This window comes from Bacillus sp. J41TS8, from assembly GCF_018333035.1.
GTDB lineage: Bacteria > Bacillota > Bacilli > Bacillales > Bacillaceae > Bacillus > Bacillus paralicheniformis.
Genome location: NZ_BORF01000002.1, coordinates 38,509 through 55,561 on the forward strand (window position 1 = coordinate 38,509; position 17,053 = coordinate 55,561).

The 17,053-nt window shown below is 44.7% G+C and carries 16 protein-coding genes and 1 pseudogene; 11 read left to right on the forward strand and 6 right to left on the reverse strand.

Annotated features, from left to right (window positions below; genetic code table 11):
• The first annotated feature begins 283 nt into the window (after positions 1 to 283).
• The gene (locus tag KI350_RS03650; protein ID WP_065644028.1) at positions 284 to 2,398 is read left to right on the forward strand and encodes a peptidoglycan D,D-transpeptidase FtsI family protein; all 2,115 of its coding nucleotides are present in this window, start codon (positions 284 to 286) and stop codon (positions 2,396 to 2,398) included.
• Between the two features lie 161 nt (positions 2,399 to 2,559).
• A complete protein-coding gene (locus KI350_RS03655) occupies positions 2,560 to 4,368 on the forward strand; it encodes a PAS domain-containing protein (RefSeq protein WP_065644029.1) in 1,809 nt (602 codons plus the stop codon).
• Positions 4,369 to 4,382: 14 nt separating this feature from the next.
• On the opposite strand, the pseudogene KI350_RS03660 reads toward KI350_RS03655, so the two are convergent.
• Positions 4,383 to 5,563, reverse strand: a pseudogene (locus tag KI350_RS03660) (aminotransferase A); the annotation flags it as partial.
• A 191-nt stretch (positions 5,564 to 5,754) separates the two neighbouring features.
• Entirely contained in the window at positions 5,755 to 5,913 is a 159-nt protein-coding gene (locus KI350_RS03665; RefSeq protein WP_165583461.1) for a hypothetical protein, read from the reverse strand.
• 171 nt (positions 5,914 to 6,084) lie between these two features.
• On the opposite strand from KI350_RS03665, the gene KI350_RS03670 reads away from it, so the two are divergent.
• The 3 genes from KI350_RS03670 to KI350_RS03680 all read left to right on the forward strand — a co-directional run bounded on the left by KI350_RS03670 (position 6,085) and on the right by KI350_RS03680 (position 9,016).
• Entirely contained in the window at positions 6,085 to 6,609 is a 525-nt protein-coding gene (locus KI350_RS03670) for an RDD family protein (RefSeq protein WP_020451188.1), read from the forward strand.
• Between the two features lie 96 nt (positions 6,610 to 6,705).
• The gene (locus KI350_RS03675) at positions 6,706 to 8,025 is read left to right on the forward strand and encodes an MFS transporter (protein WP_020451189.1); all 1,320 of its coding nucleotides are present in this window, start codon (positions 6,706 to 6,708) and stop codon (positions 8,023 to 8,025) included.
• A gap of 73 nt (positions 8,026 to 8,098) precedes the next feature.
• Complete coding sequence (locus tag KI350_RS03680) at positions 8,099 to 9,016, forward strand: chemotaxis protein (RefSeq protein WP_065644030.1); 918 nt, start codon at positions 8,099 to 8,101, stop codon at positions 9,014 to 9,016.
• A 28-nt stretch (positions 9,017 to 9,044) separates the two neighbouring features.
• On the opposite strand, the gene KI350_RS03685 is transcribed toward KI350_RS03680, so the two are convergent.
• From KI350_RS03685 to KI350_RS03700, 4 genes are all read right to left on the reverse strand, one after another.
• Positions 9,045 to 9,506: a YkyB family protein gene (locus KI350_RS03685; RefSeq protein WP_020451191.1), complete on the reverse strand. Its 462-nt coding sequence runs from the start codon at positions 9,504 to 9,506 to the stop codon at positions 9,045 to 9,047.
• A gap of 141 nt (positions 9,507 to 9,647) precedes the next feature.
• On the reverse strand, positions 9,648 to 10,949 hold the full coding sequence (locus KI350_RS03690) for an MFS transporter (RefSeq protein ID WP_065644031.1): 1,302 nt from the start codon (positions 10,947 to 10,949) through the stop codon (positions 9,648 to 9,650).
• An 88-nt stretch (positions 10,950 to 11,037) separates the two neighbouring features.
• Positions 11,038 to 11,535 carry a L,D-transpeptidase family protein gene (locus KI350_RS03695; RefSeq protein WP_081303567.1) on the reverse strand — a complete coding sequence of 166 codons (498 nt, stop codon included), beginning with the start codon at positions 11,533 to 11,535 and terminating at the stop codon, positions 11,038 to 11,040.
• Positions 11,536 to 11,712: 177 nt separating this feature from the next.
• Positions 11,713 to 12,570, reverse strand: a complete 858-nt coding sequence (locus KI350_RS03700) for a metallophosphoesterase (protein WP_065644032.1) — start codon at positions 12,568 to 12,570, stop codon at positions 11,713 to 11,715.
• Positions 12,571 to 12,715: 145 nt separating this feature from the next.
• Between KI350_RS03700 and fadH the strand changes: the two genes are divergently transcribed.
• The 6 genes from fadH (at position 12,716) to KI350_RS03730 (ending at position 16,944) form a co-directional block, all read left to right on the forward strand.
• Positions 12,716 to 13,480 carry a 2,4-dienoyl-CoA reductase gene (fadH, locus tag KI350_RS03705; RefSeq protein WP_065644033.1) on the forward strand — a complete coding sequence of 255 codons (765 nt, stop codon included), beginning with the start codon at positions 12,716 to 12,718 and terminating at the stop codon, positions 13,478 to 13,480.
• 68 nt (positions 13,481 to 13,548) lie between these two features.
• Positions 13,549 to 14,769 carry an EAL domain-containing protein gene (locus KI350_RS03710; RefSeq protein ID WP_065644034.1) on the forward strand — a complete coding sequence of 407 codons (1,221 nt, stop codon included), beginning with the start codon at positions 13,549 to 13,551 and terminating at the stop codon, positions 14,767 to 14,769.
• A 111-nt stretch (positions 14,770 to 14,880) separates the two neighbouring features.
• Positions 14,881 to 15,507, forward strand: coding sequence for a DUF3993 domain-containing protein (locus KI350_RS03715; protein WP_212930437.1), 627 nt, complete (start codon positions 14,881 to 14,883; stop codon positions 15,505 to 15,507).
• A 457-nt stretch (positions 15,508 to 15,964) separates the two neighbouring features.
• On the forward strand, positions 15,965 to 16,207 hold the full coding sequence (locus KI350_RS03720) for a YkuJ family protein (protein ID WP_003181299.1): 243 nt from the start codon (positions 15,965 to 15,967) through the stop codon (positions 16,205 to 16,207).
• Positions 16,208 to 16,218: 11 nt separating this feature from the next.
• Positions 16,219 to 16,368 (forward strand): hypothetical protein, encoded by a 150-nt coding sequence (locus KI350_RS03725; protein WP_020451198.1) that lies wholly within the window; start codon positions 16,219 to 16,221, stop codon positions 16,366 to 16,368.
• A gap of 57 nt (positions 16,369 to 16,425) precedes the next feature.
• Positions 16,426 to 16,944, forward strand: coding sequence for a ribonuclease H-like YkuK family protein (locus tag KI350_RS03730; RefSeq protein WP_020451199.1), 519 nt, complete (start codon positions 16,426 to 16,428; stop codon positions 16,942 to 16,944).
• The last annotated feature ends 109 nt before the right edge of the window (positions 16,945 to 17,053 follow it).

Below are 17,053 nucleotides of genomic sequence, written 5' to 3' on the forward strand. Positions count from 1 at the left end.
TTTTGAAATAATAGATCCATATATTCCCTTTGACAAGGTATTATTGTTAATTTTGACATAAAAAAAGAAAAACCCTTTGCTGCCAATATGCAACCAGATCGCTCTTTTACGCGTCTTGTCATAAACGTGGTAAAATTTAAATGTGTTAGTTAAATTTTAATATAAAAAGAGATTGACAGCTTTTTTAAAAACTTTAGATTGTAACAACCATTACAAAAGTGTTACAATATATCTCAGTTAATTAATGTAAAAATTGAATATTGTGAGAGGAGAGAGAGTTTCAGTGACAGAATCTCAACATGATCCGGCTGAAATCAAAAAGAGCAGGCGTTCGCGTTTATGGCGGATCAACCTGTACTTCTTTGCGGTGTTCACTTTGTTCGCTGCGCTGATTGTCAAGCTGGGCCTCGTGCAAATCGTCAATGGAGAGGCGTATGAGCAGGAAGCTTCGAAAACCGAGGCGAAAATTGCGTCATACCCGGCGCCGCGGGGTAAAATGTATGACAGATACGGGCGGGTGGTTGTCGACAACCAAAGCGTTCCCGCGATCACATATACGATGATGACAAGCACAAAAACGGAGGAAAAAATCAGCACAGCCAAAAAACTCGCAGAATTGATCGATATCGATACTTCGTTTCTGAAAGAAAGAGATTTGAAAGATTACTGGCTTGCCAGACATCCGAAAAAAGCTGCTGCACTTCTGAAAGACGGCGAGAAAACCCTCAAGTCTGATCAAACATACAAGCTGCAGGTGGACCGCGTTCCGGCGGAAGAGATCAAAGCGCTGGAAAAGGACAAAGACGAGCTTAAAGTCGCCGCGATTTTCAGAAGGTTTTCAGGCGGCTATGCGTATGAGCCGCAAATCGTCAAAGCGATGAGCCCGAAAACCGCTGGTAAAAACGACGCACAGCTCCTTGATGAGAAGGCTTCAAAACAGATGCCGGCCAACGATTTAACGTATGAGGAAGTCTCACGCGTTTCCGAGCATCTTGAAGAGCTTCCCGGCGTTGACGTCATCATGGACTGGACCAGGAAATATCCTTATGAAAAAACGCTCTACTCCATTTTCGGAGGCGTCACAACGCCTGAGCAAGGGCTTATCAAGGACCGGGAAGACTTTTACCTGACAAGGGGATATGCCCGGAATGACAGAGTGGGAAAAAGCTATCTCGAGTATCAATATGAAGAATATTTAAATCCGAAAAAAGCGAAAGTGCAATATACAGAAAACCGCTCAGGCAAGGTCATCAGCCAGGAAACGGTTGATGAAGGAAGACGCGGCTACGATCTGCAGCTGACATTCGACATGGAGCTCCAAAAGAAAGTCGAAGAAGCGATCGAAGAGGAGCTTAATAAATTCCGCGGCTCAAACTACATGCTGGACAGAGCGTTCGTCGTCATGATGGATCCGAATAACGGAGACATTCTGTCCATGGCCGGAAAACGAATCGTCGACGGCAAAATCACCGACTATTCAATCGGCGCGTTTACGACCCAGTATGAAATGGGATCGGCAGTCAAAGGTGCGACCGTGCTGGCCGGCTATCAGGACGGTATGCCGCATGGGCAGATGTATTTGGACCAGAAGCTACACTTTGCGGGTAAAGTAACAAAAGGTTCTTATACAGGAAACAACATCGGCTGGACCGATGAAGTCAAAGCGCTTCAAAAAAGTTCAAACGTTTATATGTTTCATGTGGCCATGAGGATTGCAGGAGTCACTTATAAACCTTACGGCGCCCTTCCGGCAGATATTGAGGACTTAAAGAAGATGAGATACTACTACAACCAGTTCGGACTCGGAGTGAAAACAGGAGTAGACTTGCCGCAGGAGTCGGCAGGAATGCAGACGACCCCTCCTCTTGTCGGAGGACTTATTCTTGATGAAGCAATCGGCCAGTTTGACACGTACACGCCTTTGCAGCTCGCTCAATATATGTCTGCGATTGCCAACAGCGGTTACAGAGTGCAGCCGAGAGTCGTGAAAAGCATTCACCAACCTGAAAGCGAAAAGCTCGGACCTGTCATTGAAGAGCGTTCTGCCAATGTGCTCAACAAAATCAACAACTCCCAAAGCGATATTGAAATCGTGAAAACCGGTTTGAAACGGGTCACTCAGCCAGGGGGAACGGCAGCCGGGACATTCGGTTCACTTGATGTATCAGGCAAAACCGGAACGGCACAGGCACCTTACTACGGCACGAACAGAAGCTGGTGGGGAACGATGAGTTACAACCTAACCTTTGCCGGTTACTATCCTTCGAAAAATCCTGAGGTTGCTTTCAGCGTTGTTGTTCCGTCTATGACCACTGATAAAGGCGGAATCAACAAAAACATCGCCGCCAAAATCGTCAAAGCCTATGTCGATCTGCAAAAAAAATACAGCAAGGATTAGACAAAAAAGAACACGGATTTTTTTCCGGGTTCTTTTTTTGTTATCAAAATTTGACGAATGCTAGAAGTTTTGAAGGAGATTTCTCGCATTTTAGCGAATCCTTTTAAGCAAAATAGTTTTAATGAATGCTGGTCATGAATAGGGTATAAAGGAGGGATATGATGGAACAAAAAACAAAACGTTTTGAGCAATATAAGCCCCATATGAATTTACAGGCAGTCCTGTCAGCTAACGGCCGTTTTATATACATATCTGCAAATTGCAAAGAGCTCTTAAGCTACGAGCAGAATGAACTGATCGGTACGTATTTGAAGGACTATTTACACGAAGACGATCTTTTTCTGGTAGAAAGCTATTTTTACAATGAGCATCATTTGCTGCCTTGCACCTTCAGATTTGTGAAAAAAGACTACACGATGATCTGGATCGAAGCATCGATCGATTTCGTGACGACCCATGTTGGAGAAAAAGAACGCGAGATTGTACTCAAAATGAAAGTGTTTGAAGACCGTCCCTCTAAGAAAAGCAGCTCCATAAAAGAGGAAGACACACCGGAAGAAGCTGCCAGGCTGCCGGCAAAAGAGGAATTCGAAGCCATGGTGGAAGGCTTGCCAAACCCTCTGTGCATCAGCGTTCAAGGGGAAATAGTCTACGTCAATGACGCCATGGTCAACCTGCTCGGAGCCGAGCACAAACGGCAAATTATCGGAAAGTATTCCTACGATTTTATCGAGAAAGAGTACCATGACATCGTCAAAAACCGTATCAAGCGGATGCAGCAGGGACTTGATGTCGGAATGATCGAGCAAACTTGGCATAAGCTCGACGGCACGCAGATTCACCTCGAAGTCAAGGCGGCACCGACCATTTATCAAAAACAGAAAGCGGAGCTGCTCCTGCTCATTGACATTTCATCGAGGAAGAAATTTCAGACCATTTTGCAAAAAAGCAGGGAGCGCTATCAGCTCTTGATTCAAAACTCAATCGATACGATAGCCGTTATTCATAAAGGTAGATGGGTCTTTATGAATGAATCAGGCATTCGTCTGTTTGAAGCAAAGACGTATGAGGATTTAATCGGCAAAGATATTTATGAACATCTGCATCCGTGCGATCACGAAGATGTCAAAGCGAGGCTGAAACGGATTACAGACCGAAAATCCGAATCTGAAATCATAAAGCAGACGTGGTATACATTTGAAAAAAGGCTCATCTATACAGAAATGGTTTGCATCCCTACGACATTTTTCGGGGAAACGGCCGTTCAGGTGATTTTAAGGGATATTTCTGAACGCAAGCAGACCGAGGAGCTGATGGTCCGTTCGGAAAAACTGTCGATCGCCGGACAGCTTGCAGCCGGGATCGCCCACGAAATCCGCAATCCGCTCACCGCGATCAAAGGGTTTTTACAGCTGATGAAGCCCACGATGGAAGAAAATGAACATTATTTTAATATTATCTTTTCCGAATTAAGCAGAATCGAACTGATCTTGAGCGAGCTTCTCATGCTGGCAAAGCCGCAGCAAAACGCATTGAAAGAAAAGCTAGATCTGATCAGGCTGATCCGCGAAGTGACGGCCCTTTTAGAAACGCAGGCCAACTTAAACGGCATTTTGATCAATACGATCCTCCCGGACAATATCTATATTAAAGGGGATCAAAATCAATTAAAGCAAGTGTTTATCAACCTGATCAAAAACGCCGTCGAATCCATGCCGAACGGCGGTACGGTCCATTTGACCGTCAGAGAAACCGAAGATTCGGTCATCGTCGAGGTGGAGGACGAAGGAGAAGGAATACCTGAACATGTCATGAAGCGAATCGGCGAGCCGTTTTTGACGACGAAGGAAAAAGGAACAGGCCTCGGTTTGATGGTCACCTTCAATATCATCGAAAATCACAACGGAACAATCGAAGTCGACAGCAAAGCAGAAAAAGGCACGACATTTAAGATTTCATTTCCAAAATAAAAAACAACGGCGTAAAAGCCGTTGTTTACGTAGTCTGTATCGACTGCCTTTTATTGAAAACAAAGGACTCCAGCCGGTCAAGACCTTCCCTTAGCGTATCAGGAGAATATGCGTAAGAGATCCTCACATAGCCTTCCCCGTATTCAGAAAACGAGCTGCCCGGCACGATCGCAAGCCCCTCTTCCTCAAGAAGCGACATGCAGAAATCAAAGGAAGACATTCCAAACGATTTGATGGACGGGAAAATGTAGAATGCTCCCGACGGTTTAATCACATCGAGGCCCATTGTCACAAGTCTGTCGTACACGTAGTCAAGCCGTTTTTTATATTGCTCGCGCATGATCAGCGCATCATCAAACCCGTTGGTGACGGCTTCCAGAGCTGCTTTTTGAGAGACCGATGAAGCGCATGATACGTTGTATTGATGGACTTTTAAAATATGTTTGGCGATTTCCTTCGGCGCGAACAAAAATCCGATTCTCCAGCCTGTCATGCTGTGGGATTTGGAAAGTCCGCCGATGACGATCGTCTGGTCCCTTAACACAGACGCGATGGAGTGGTGCGGTCTGTCAAAAGTGAGTTCGCTGTATATTTCATCCGAAAGCACAAAGACGTTTCGACCTTTTAAAAGGGAGGCGATGTCCTTCAGCTCTTCTTCGGACAGCGTCATTCCCGTCGGATTTGACGGATAAGGAAGAACAACACATTTTGTCTTCGGCGTCAGCGCTTCCTCGATCAATTTTGCTGTCAGCTTAAAGCCGTGAGACGTGGTGTCAATGATCAATGGAGACGCTCCGCACATTTTGATGATCGGCTCGTATCCGGGGTATACCGGCCCCGGAAGAATGACTTCATCGCCAGGTGATAAAATCGTGCGGAATGCCGAATCGATGGCCTGGCTGGCTCCGGTCGTCACAATGATCTCGCTTTCCGCTTCATAATTTAAATCGGCTTTTTTCTTCATATAAAGCTGTACAGCCTGCCTCAGTTCGGGATATCCGGCGTTGTGAGTGTAAGATGTTTGATTCTCATCTATCGCTTTTTTGGCGGCCTGTTTGACATGGTGGGGGGTGAAGAAATCAGGCTGGCCGATTGTTAAAGAGATTACGTTTTCGTACTGGGATACAAGGTTTGAGAACTTGCGGATCCCTGAGATTTCGATTTCTTTTACATTTGGATTAAGCAAATGTTCCATTTAGCATCACCTTAAAAATGTTATGGTTTATCTTATTTTACCATCATCAGACCAATTGTCATCTTTTAATCAATCAATTTTATAAAAACTCGTAACAAGTATATGCAAAACAATGCAAGGTATGCGGACATGCGGATGGCAGCAGATAGAAAAATAAGACAATCAAACGATTGTCTTACGTTATATTTCGTTTAGTAGCCGTAATCGAAGTCAACATCTTCTTTCCACGAAATATATATTTGTTCTTCACTGTCTGAAGCATCCTTGAGCATTTCTGTGTAAACGGCACGGCTGACCCCTTCTAAAATGGTCATTTCATGATTTTTAATCGTTACAATTGTTCCCATCATAAACACCTTTCCTGAAAAATCCTTGACCATTGTAACACGATAAATGTCAAAGTCAATGAAAAACTTGTGAGCCGTACATTAATTTAACTTTAAAAAAACGTGATACGTATTGATAATATTCAGCGAATCTTAGTAGTATATAGAAGTCAAGATGTTAGGAGGAAAAGCACATTGGAATTGGAATTAGACAAACACGAAACTGCTCCTGAAAGGAGCGAGTATGCCGGAATCGGCGCGCGTTTTGTAGCTTCCCTGCTCGACGGATTGATTCTCGGGATTCCCGCATATATTTTCACGTACGTTTTAACAGCGGCGTTGATGTTGGGAAATTCGGATATCATGCTCATGATGGAGACTGATCCCGAGTATTTGAGCGATCAGGAAATCTTTACGTTTATCATCAGCATGTTCAAAACCATAGCGATCGTTGGAAGTATTACTTTTATTGTTTATTTTCTTTATTACACGCTGATGGAATCATCCAAATGGCAAGGGACGCTCGGCAAGAAAATCATGAACGTTCAGGTGGCGAAAGCAGAAGGCGGAAGAATCTCTTTCGGCCGTGCGGCCGGAAGGTTTCTGGCCAAAAGCTTTCTTTCTCCGATTTTGTTGGTCGGCTACATTATGGCCTTTTTCACAGAAAGGCGCCAGGCGCTTCATGATATGTTGGCAGGAACCATTGTCGTAAAAAAATAACGGGTAAAAGACAGCACGCTTTCAGCATGAATGCGTGCTGTCTTGTTCAGGAAAATGTTTCACGGCAGGAATAAAAATAAGGAGGCATCAATCCAGATGGATACTCAGCCGGAACGTGAACAAGCTGTAAAGCGGGCGCAAAGAACGGGAATCAAGCTCTTTTTGACGTTGCCGATTCTATCTTGGGCGTTATACGATTTTGCAAACACGATTTTTTCATCAAACATTGTGACGATCTTTTTTCCTTTTTATTTGCAGGAGGCAGTCGGCGAAAACGCCAGCATGAATCAGGTGGCAAGCACTTTTATCTCCTATTCGAACGCAGCCGCAAGCTTCCTGCTCGTCATTTTCACGCCTTTATTCGGGGTGTTGATTGACCGGACGGGCAGAAAGAAAAAATACATCGGTCTGTTTACGATGATTTGTGTTTTGTGTACCATCTTAATGGGGGTTTTTGCGGGCGCTTCGTTTCAGAAGGACATATACGGGCTTCCGTTATCTTTGATCCTTGTTGTTGTCATGTTTGTGACCGCAAAGTTTTTCTATCATTCAAGCTTGGTGTTTTATGATACGATTTTGGCTGATTTGGGTACAAAAGAAGAAATTCCTCTCTTATCAGGATTCGGGATTGCGATCGGATATATCGGTACTTTGGCCGGCTTAACGGTTTACCTTCTGGTCGGGAACCAGGATTTTCACCGTGCTTTCATCCCGTCGGCTCTCTTGTTTTTACTTTTTTCACTTCCGTATTTGCTCTTCACGAAAGAGAAAAGAAAACCGGAACCGAAAGAAAAAAAATCGTTTTTCAGCGGATACAGGGAAATCGTGCAGACGTTCAAGGACATTCGCCTGTACAAACCGGTCTTCTTGTTCATGATCGCCTACTTTTTCCTGAATGATGCGCTTGCTACAGCAATAGCCATGATGGCGGTTTATTCAAAAACGGTCATCGGTTTTACGACCGGTCAATTTGTATTACTTTACCTTGTTTCAACGGTCTCAAGCATCATCGGTTCATTTTTGCTCGGCTTTGTAACAAAAAAGATCGGCGCTAAACACGCAGTCAGTCTTGTCGCCGCCATTATGATCACCGCTTTGACGATTGGAGCATGCACGACGTCAACAGTCTTGTTTTGGATTGCGGGAAGCCTTTTCGGTATCTCGCTTGGAGGCACATGGGTCGCATCAAGGACACTGATTATCGAACTGACGCCCGAGCATAAAAGAGGCGAATTTTTCGGATTGTTTGCTTTGTCGGGGAAAATCTCTTCCATTTTCGGTCCGGTCCTGTACGGATCGATTACTTTGCTGTTCAGGGATTTAGGGAACATGGCCAGCAGAATGGCTTTCGGATCTTTAGTGTTATTGGCAGCGATCGGCCTGATCATTCATCAAAATGTTAAGGCAAAAGCTTAACCCAGAGCATCAACTTTTAACAAAAGACGCCGATATAAAAAGTAAACACAAAGTAGGATAGAGAGGGATATCAGTGTCTTCAAACCAACAGGAAATTTTATTAAGTTCGGGAACCAATGAATTAGAAATCGTGAAGTTCGAAGTTGGTCTCAACATTTTCGGCATAAATGTCATGAAAGTCAGAGAAATCATTCAGCCGGTTGACATTACGAAAGTGCCTCATTCGCACAAGCATATGGAGGGCATGATCACATTGCGCGGGGAAATTCTTCCCGTCATTGATTTATTCTCTTTCTTCGGCGTCGAACACGGTGAGGACGAGCATCAAGAAAAATACATTGTGACGGAATTCAACAAGCGGAAAATCGTCTTTCACACTGGATCGGTTTCGCAGATTCACCGGGTGTCGTGGGAAGAAATCGAGAAGCCGACCGCTTTAAATCAAGGAATGGACCGTCACCTTACCGGCATCATTAAGCTCGACGGCACAATGATTTTCCTGCCTGATTACGAAAAAATCATTTTTGATCTTGAGTCTGAGTCAGGTACGGACCCTTATCAAATGAAAGATGAAAAATTTGATCAGAGACGGACTGACAAAAAGCTGATGATTGTCGAAGACTCTCCGCTCCTCTTGCGGCTTTTGGTGGAAAAGCTGAATGAAGCAGGGTATAACAACATCGTGTCTTTTGAAAACGGAAAAGAGGCTTACGAACATGTGCTTCAATTGATGGAAGACGGCACAGCCCTTCACGAAAAAGTCGATCTCATGATCACGGATATTGAAATGCCGCAGATGGATGGACACCGGCTCACAAAGCTGTTAAAAGATAACCCGCTGAGTTCGGAGCTGCCGATCTTGATTTTCTCTTCTTTGATTACAGACGATCTTCGCCATAAAGGGGAACAAGTCGGAGCTGACGAACAAATCAGCAAGCCAGAGCTCAACGAACTGATCGAAAAGCTTGATAAATATATTTTCAAGAAATAAAAAAAGCCTCTTTTTGAGGCTTTTTTTATTAAAAATAGCTTTCGCCAAGCTTCTTGAAGACGGGCTTTGAGGCAGGGCGCTTCCGGTTTGTGACGAGCGGTTTTTCCTTAATTCCCGTGTAGTTTTGAAGAAGCTGTTTCGCTATATTCAAGGACATATGAGCTTTAGGGTTCCGATACGAATGATTTAATGTACCTAAGTGTGGAAGGCTTGCGAAGTCTTCTTTTGTTGGAGGCATGTGAAAAAAGTAGTCTCCGAGAGAAATCAGCACATCTGACTGCTGCTGGCTGAATCTTGGATTTTTCGAAAAGTGAAGTCCTACCTTTTTACCCTTTCCTTCATTAAGCAGCTTTTGCAAAGCTTTCTTTTTCAGAAGATACAGGTATTTGGGATTAGTCGCAGTTTTCGCATGACGATTAACTGTATAAATCGCTTTTGAAAGGTTTTCAACTGTCGGTTTTAATTCTTTCGTATGATTATGGTCGTCCATCTTTTCTCTCCTATCCATTCGTTTCTAGATCACCTCCTAAAGATGCAAGGCTTATGTCTAAATTATACGAAATAGAACAGAAAATGCAAATATCTCATAGAAAAAACGCACGATTTTTTAAGGAATCGCGCGTTTTCATCTTTATAAAACAGAGTTCATTTTCGCTTTTGTATTTTTTTGTCTCTTCAGCGCCGCTTGAACGTCGATTTCCGCACTCTCGGCGCTTAATTTAGGCAGGACGATAAAATAGTACATCGCTGCCAGCAGAATAATTCCCGCCAAACCGTAATATATATAATCGACATTGGCGATGATCCCCGGGAATAGAACAGCGATCACGCCAAGCGCTGAGGATTGAGCCAGCATTGTCAGCGGATCGGTCCACCCGCTGACTCTTCCCATCAGCCTCGGGTGGACGATTTTGGGAATCCAGCCGCCAAGCGCCGTGTTGATCGGCCCGATGCATATCCCGGCAAGAAACGCAGCCGAGTAATATACGGGCAATTGATCTGTAAAGCCAAGCAGAATGATAAAGCCACCCGCAATAAAAATCGGGACTGACATCATGTATGCCGGCTTCACTTTTTTTTCAAGCAGAGCGGCGACGGCAATCCCTGTCAAAAGTCCGATACCGAGTACGATTGTAAAGAGGGAGGTATGCCACTCATAACTGTCAGGGGACAGCTCATACTTCATTTTAAACATCGGCAGAACCGAAAGTCCGCCGCTGACAAGCCCGAAGATAAAATATCCGAATACAAGAGAGGCAAGCAATTTATTTTTTAATATATAAACGATGCCTTCCTTAAAATCGCGCATCGAATCTTTGACGGTCATGTTTTTCCAGCCTTTTTGCCCGTTCGGCTGCCGCGCTTCAAGCGGAATATTGCAGGAACGGATTAAAAAGCCGGATACGATAAAGCTCACAAAATCAAGAGCGATAGCTCCATGCAGGCCGATCGTCTTGTACATAAACGCTCCAATTCCTACACCGAACAATAGAAACAGGCTGAAAAGCATCTGGTTCAGTCCGGCTGCCTTTGCATACTGATCCTTTCTTAAAATGGCCTGGACCAAACTTGCTTCGGCCGGGTAGAAAAATTTTGTAACCGCGCTTCTGATAAATAGAACTAAAAACACAAGCGGTATGATCTGAAGATACAGTACAAAGAAAAGAACGACAGTCAGTCCCGCTCTGATCCAATCACAGTTTTCCGCGACTTTCTTGCGGTCAAAACGGTCAGCGACCACCCCGACGATAAAGAATACAAAAACCGTCGGCAAGGAATACATCAGCTCGGCGATTGTCGTGTAGGCCGGCTGGCTGCTGAACCGGTCGAGCAAGAAAAAAGCGAAAGCCATATTTCCGACTGTCGTTCCCATTTGAGAAGCGAAAGCTGCGAAAAAAAGTCGGACGAAATTACGATTTTTAAAAAGATCCATATATACGCTCCTTACCCTAAAGGTCCCATTATATCTTAATACAAGATGTTGGATTGTTCAAATTGCATTTGTCTGGAAATGTACTGGCCTAAGGTGTAATGGACACTCGGGTTCCGTTGGGTACGATAGAAGCAAGTTCCAGAACATCCTGATTGTGCATGCGGATACATCCCCTTGAAACAGCTTTGCCAATTGACGCCGGGTTATTCGTTCCATGGATGCCGTAGTGCTGCTTTGAGAGGCTCAGCCAGTAGGCGCCGAACGGGCCGCCCGGATTTGGCTGCCGGTTGACAATGACAAATTCGCCTCTCGGCGTCTGTGTGAGGATTTTTCCGACGGCAATCGGATATGTTTTTACAAGTCTGTCTTGCTCATATAATCTGAGCGTTCTCCCGCTGAGAGACACGACAATCCGGTAAGGGATTGTGTCCGGGTTTCTAATGCCGGGAATGATAATCGATTGGCCTGCGGACACTTGGCCGCCGTTTAAGCCCGGATTCGCCTGCAGCAAAGCCTGCCGGGTCGTTCTGAAATCGGCGGCGATGCTTTCCAGAGTTTCTCCGGGTTTTACTTGGTACATCAGCAATAATCAGCACATCTCCTTTTCAAAACGAAAAGAGAGCCTTTTCCGCTGCTAATATATAGACGGAAAGAGGCTGGGGAAGTTTCGTTTTTTTAATGGGGATTGGATGAAAGGAGCGGGAATGTTTTTACTTAATGTATGCAGATGTCTTGCGTTTTGAGCCAAAAGGCCGGTCAAAATTTAAATGGATTCAAGTTGGAAGACGGTGATTTCGGGCTTTGACAGAAAGCGGAGCGGCAGCCTGGTCGTGCCGATTCCTCGATTGACATAGATTTTCATTCCGGCTGTTTCATACATCCCTTCCGTATAAATTTCTCCGTACGGAGGCGTGATTAAAGGACCGAATACGGGAATCTGAATTTGTCCGCCGTGGGTGTGTCCGGATATTTGCAAATTGACGGGGTATTGTTTTGCCGTTAAAGCAGCGTCCGGCTCATGGACGAGCAAAATCGAGAAGGCTTTTTCGCTCAGCTTTGACAGGATGCCTTCATAGTCAGGCCTGCCGAGCATCAAATCATCGAGTGAAGCGATCTCAATGACGCTTCCGTCTATCAATTCAAGCTTCATGAAGTCGTTTCGCAGCACCCGAAAACCGGCGGATGCCATGAGCGTCTGATAGACTTTTGTTCCATAACCGCCGTGATCATGGTTTCCGAATATGGCAAGCTTTCCATAGGGGGCCGCAAGCTTTTTTAAGGCGTTGACAGCACGCTCGTGTTCCCGGTAGCGATGCGGTTTATCTATTAAATCCCCGCTGAATACGATAAGGTCCGGGGAGAGGGCGTTTACTTGGCTGACAACATTTGAAAGCTCGTCTGCTGTAAAGTATTCGCTTAAGTGGGTGTCGCTGAACTGAACGATCCGAAACTGGTCAAACCCTTTAGGAATGAGCCGATGCCGAATGGGAATCAAGTTCGTTTCAAGCATGTGCGGTTCGAGATAGCGCGCATAGCCCAAGCCGCCGGCAGCGGTAAAGAGCCCTGCTGCAGCAAGGCCTAAGAAGCCTTTTAAAAATTGTCTTCTGGACGGATTTTTCATAAGCAACCAACCTTTAATAGAATCTCTACATTATATCATCCAGAAAAGCCGTTTTAGGACAGTCCGCGTGTTTTGTTAATTTTTTTTAACTAATATGATAAACTATGAATTGAATGAATACTCATTCATGACAAGGGGGATGGATATGGACAGAAAAGTTGTAATCGTGACCGGCGGGTCGAGCGGAATGGGAAAAGCGATCGCCAAAAAGCAGGCTGAAGAAGGCTGGAATGTGATGATTACAGGCAGAACACAAGAAACGCTTGAAGCGGCCAAAGAAGAAATTGAAACATTTGCGGGGCAGGTGGCTGTATGCCGGATGGATGTCAGGTCTGTTGAAGATGTGGAACAGATGATCACAGAGACGGCAGGACGCTTTGGCACGATCGACGCTTTGGTTAACAATGCCGCAGGGAACTTTATCTGCCCTGCTGAAAAACTGTCGGTCAACGGCTGGAAGGCGGTCATCGATATCGTATTGAACGGCACATTTTATTGCAGTCAGGCAGCCGGCCGCTACTGGATTAAGGAAAAGAAACGCGGCCAGATTTTAAATATGGTCGCGACATATGCATGGGGCGCCGGTGCCGGTGTCGTTCATTCCGCGGCGGCCAAAGCAGGTGTGCTGTCGCTGACGAGGACGCTTGCAGTCGAGTGGGGAAGTGCATACGGGATCAGGTGCAATGCCATCGCGCCCGGTCCGATCGAGCGGACGGGCGGTGCCGAAAAATTGTTTGAATCGGAAGAAGCCGCGCGCGCGACAATCAAAAGCGTTCCGCTCAACAGGCTGGGAACCCCTGAAGAAATCGCGGGACTCGCCGCATTTTTGCTTTCTGAACAGGCGGGATATGTCAACGGGGAGTGTGTGACGATGGACGGCGGTCAATGGCTGAATCCCCGTCCGTTTTAAGATTTCAAATTCAAAGGTGCGGGCCGGTATGGTATAATCAGACAAAGATTAGAAGCAGGTGATATGCCATGTTGGATCCACTCGATATTTTAACGAACATTGAAGATATCATTCCATACTATCAGCCGATCTTCAGTGCTGAAGAACAAAAGGTGATCGGCTATGAAGTGCTGGGGCGTATCAAGGTAGAATCTGAAGTGAAGAGCCTCGGGCCGTTTTTTTCTGATCCGACAATTCCGGAAGAATACAAGAAAGAGGTTGATCTCAAGGTGATCCGCCAGGCGCTTGATTATTTTTTGGAGAGCGGTCGCGACCTGCTCATCTTCATCAATCAAGATGCAAATGTGCTGATGATGGATCACGGTGAATCGTTCCTCGACCTGTTGATGGAATATCAGGATAAAGGGCTCGAGCTCAGCCGTTTCGTTATCGAAATCACGGAGCAAAAGTTTGAAGGGGATATTGAACAGCTGCATCATTTGCTGACCTATTACCGTACATACGGAATTAAAGTCGCTGTTGATAATATCGGAAAAGAAAGCAGCAATCTCGACAGAATCGCTCTTCTTTCCCCGGATCTGTTAAAGATCGACCTTCAGCCGCTCAAGCTGTCTTCTCCTTCGCCATCCTATGAATATGTGCTTTACAGCATATCGCTCCTTGCCAGAAAAATCGGCGCCGCATTGCTTTACGAAGATATTGAGGCGAGCTTTCAGCTGCAATACGCATGGAGAAACGGTGGCCGGTATTTTCAGGGGCAGTATCTTGAACTGCCGAAGGATGAATTCATCGAACGGAATGTATTAAAGGACCGGCTGCAGGCCGAGTTTCACCAATTTATCACGCGTGAGAAGAAAAAGCTAACCATTCTGTACGACCACTCTGAGCAGTTTTACAAACGGATTCATCAGCTTGTCACATCGCTGAAGAAAACGGCTCAGTCAGACGATGAGTTTCTCTTCAATCTCGGAAAAGAACTGACCGATTGCAGCTTTAGAATTTACATGTGCGATGAAGACGGGATTCAGCTGACGAAAAACGTGTTTAAACATGACGGAGCATGGATATTTCAGCCTGAGTACATCGGCAAAAACTGGAGCTGGCGCCCTTATTTTCTCGAGAATATCATGAGGATGAGAACGATGAGAAAAGGGTTTTTCAGCGATTTGTACAGCGATATCGAAACGGGGGAAATGATCAGAACGTTTTCCTATCCGATGGATGAAGAAGTGTATCTGTTCATTGACCTGTCCTACTCCTATTTATACGAACAAGACGGATTAATTTAAGCGGCGGCCTTTCGCCGCTTTTTCTTTTCAAAAAAATGAATCCCGAGAGGTTTGCTTTGCGTATATAAAGGAAAATGTGAATATATATATGCTAAAAAAGGGGCGGATCATATGAAGAACGTTTGGTCATCCTTACTGTGCGGACTATTGACTGCTGCTTTTGTATTCCTCTGTGCGGATTTTGCCGAAGCCGGAGAAAAACCGACAAGAACGTCGTTATTTGAGACCCTTCAATCCGTATCTGACGTCCATTTTCAGCTGACCGAGAAGGAAAGAACGAAAACAGACATGTTATCCCTCTTGGAACCTTATATGGAACACACCATGGCAGCGAAGTACGTAGAGGCGAACGCCTTTCCCGAACAAGCGGGGTGGATTTTTTACGGGACAGACGCGCCGGAAGTTGCAATCCCTTTCTTCAGCTATGATGAAAACACAAAAGTGGCGGTGAAAGACGGAAGCTATACCGTATATGAATGTGTTGGAGATCAAGACGGCGCTCCTGTTTCATATCAAAAAAATTATCAGACGGTGACGCTGGAGAATATCGGCGGCAGCTTCAAAGTAACGGCTATCGGCCAATCTGATACAAAACCGGCTGGAGAAGACATGATGGCCGAACAACCGGATGAGAAAGAAACAAACTCGAATTTTGCGGATAACAAGAAAGAAGACCACGCTGTATTCCCGCTGTTTGTCATCGATGTTAACTGGACATTGGCCGAACTTTTCAGCTAGAAAAAGAATTTTTAAAAAATTCATTGACAATGATACTGATAATCATTATCATTTAATTATAGAGAGATGAACCTCTCTGTTCCCCAACCCCTCTATCAGATCAAGGTTTTAAAAAACTTGGCGCTGCCCCCGCCAAGTTTTTTATTTGCGTGGAATCCTGCATTGCAAATGGCTGCGGGATTTTTGGGCTTTAGGTGTGGGACAGGAATAAGACAATCCTGTTGCCCCATAAATCTAAATTGGTGGTTAAAAAGGCTCCTCTGCAGTCAAAAAAATATTTTTCATGTATGACATGAAAAAAGAAAACTCAAACTATGAAAAGCGGTTTTTCTTTTTCATGATCAGAAAGGAAAAATGTCATCGGCTGATACTTTGTGGTATGATGCGTGTAGAACTTGTATTATAATTAATACTTGTTGATCCTGAAGTTGTTTTTTTGAAAGGAGTCTTTTTTAGAATGTCACAATTAATGGGTATCATCACGAGACTGCAGAGCCTGCAGGAGACTGCGGAGGCTGCCGGAGAACCGACGCAGCGCAATTTTGAAGTAAACGGAGAAAAAATTTGCAGCGTAAAATATTTTGAAAAAAACCAAACATTTGAGCTGACAGTTTATCAAAAAGGCGATAAGCCTACCACATTTCCGTTTGACAACATCGATATGATTTCAATCGAAATCTTTGAACTGCTTCAGCAATAGGAGGATATGGCATGAAAGCTTTTCCAAGCGTTATTTGTCCGAATTGCAAAACAACCGAGCATATGGATCAAGTGCTGACAGCCCAGTCCAATCAGAATGTAATTTACAGATGTGACAGCTGCGGGTTCAGCTTGAAAAATATACCGACCAAAAAAGGATAGCAGACAGACGAATCGTTCCATCTTCGGTGCAGATCAAAAATGAAAAGGGGCATTCCAATGGCTGATTCTTTTCTTTTTTATAATCTTTCTGAAGATCAAATGACATTTCCTGAAGTGATCGGGAGACTGAAGGCGTTCATACGCCAAGATCCGCGGGCAAGCTATCTGCTGTCCGTCGGAACAGACTCGCAAATCCATCAGAACTGCACAAAGTTTATCACGGCTATCCATTTGCACCGCAAGGGCAAAGGAGCGTGGGGCTGTCTGAAAAACACGGTTGTCAACAGACCGATACATAGCCTCAGGGAGAAAATATCGCTTGAAACAGCTTACAGCCAAGAGATTGCCGCATATCTTTTAAATGATTACTTTAATGAAATTATGGATCTGCTTCTTCCGTTTACAGACGAGGGAGCAGATTTAACCCTTGAAGTTCATTTGGATATCGGAAAAAAAGGAATGACAAAGGATTTAATCCAGGAAATGACGGGCCGGATCACCTCCATGGGAATCTGTGCCAAAATTAAACCTGACTCCTATACAGCTTCAAGCTATGCAAACCGGTACACAAAATAATTGTTTGAAAGAAAATCGAACAGATGTCGAAATGTGCGGTTGACGTTTGAATTGCAATTTCATATTCTAGCCCTATAGAAACTAGAGAGAACATATTGTTTCTGACTCT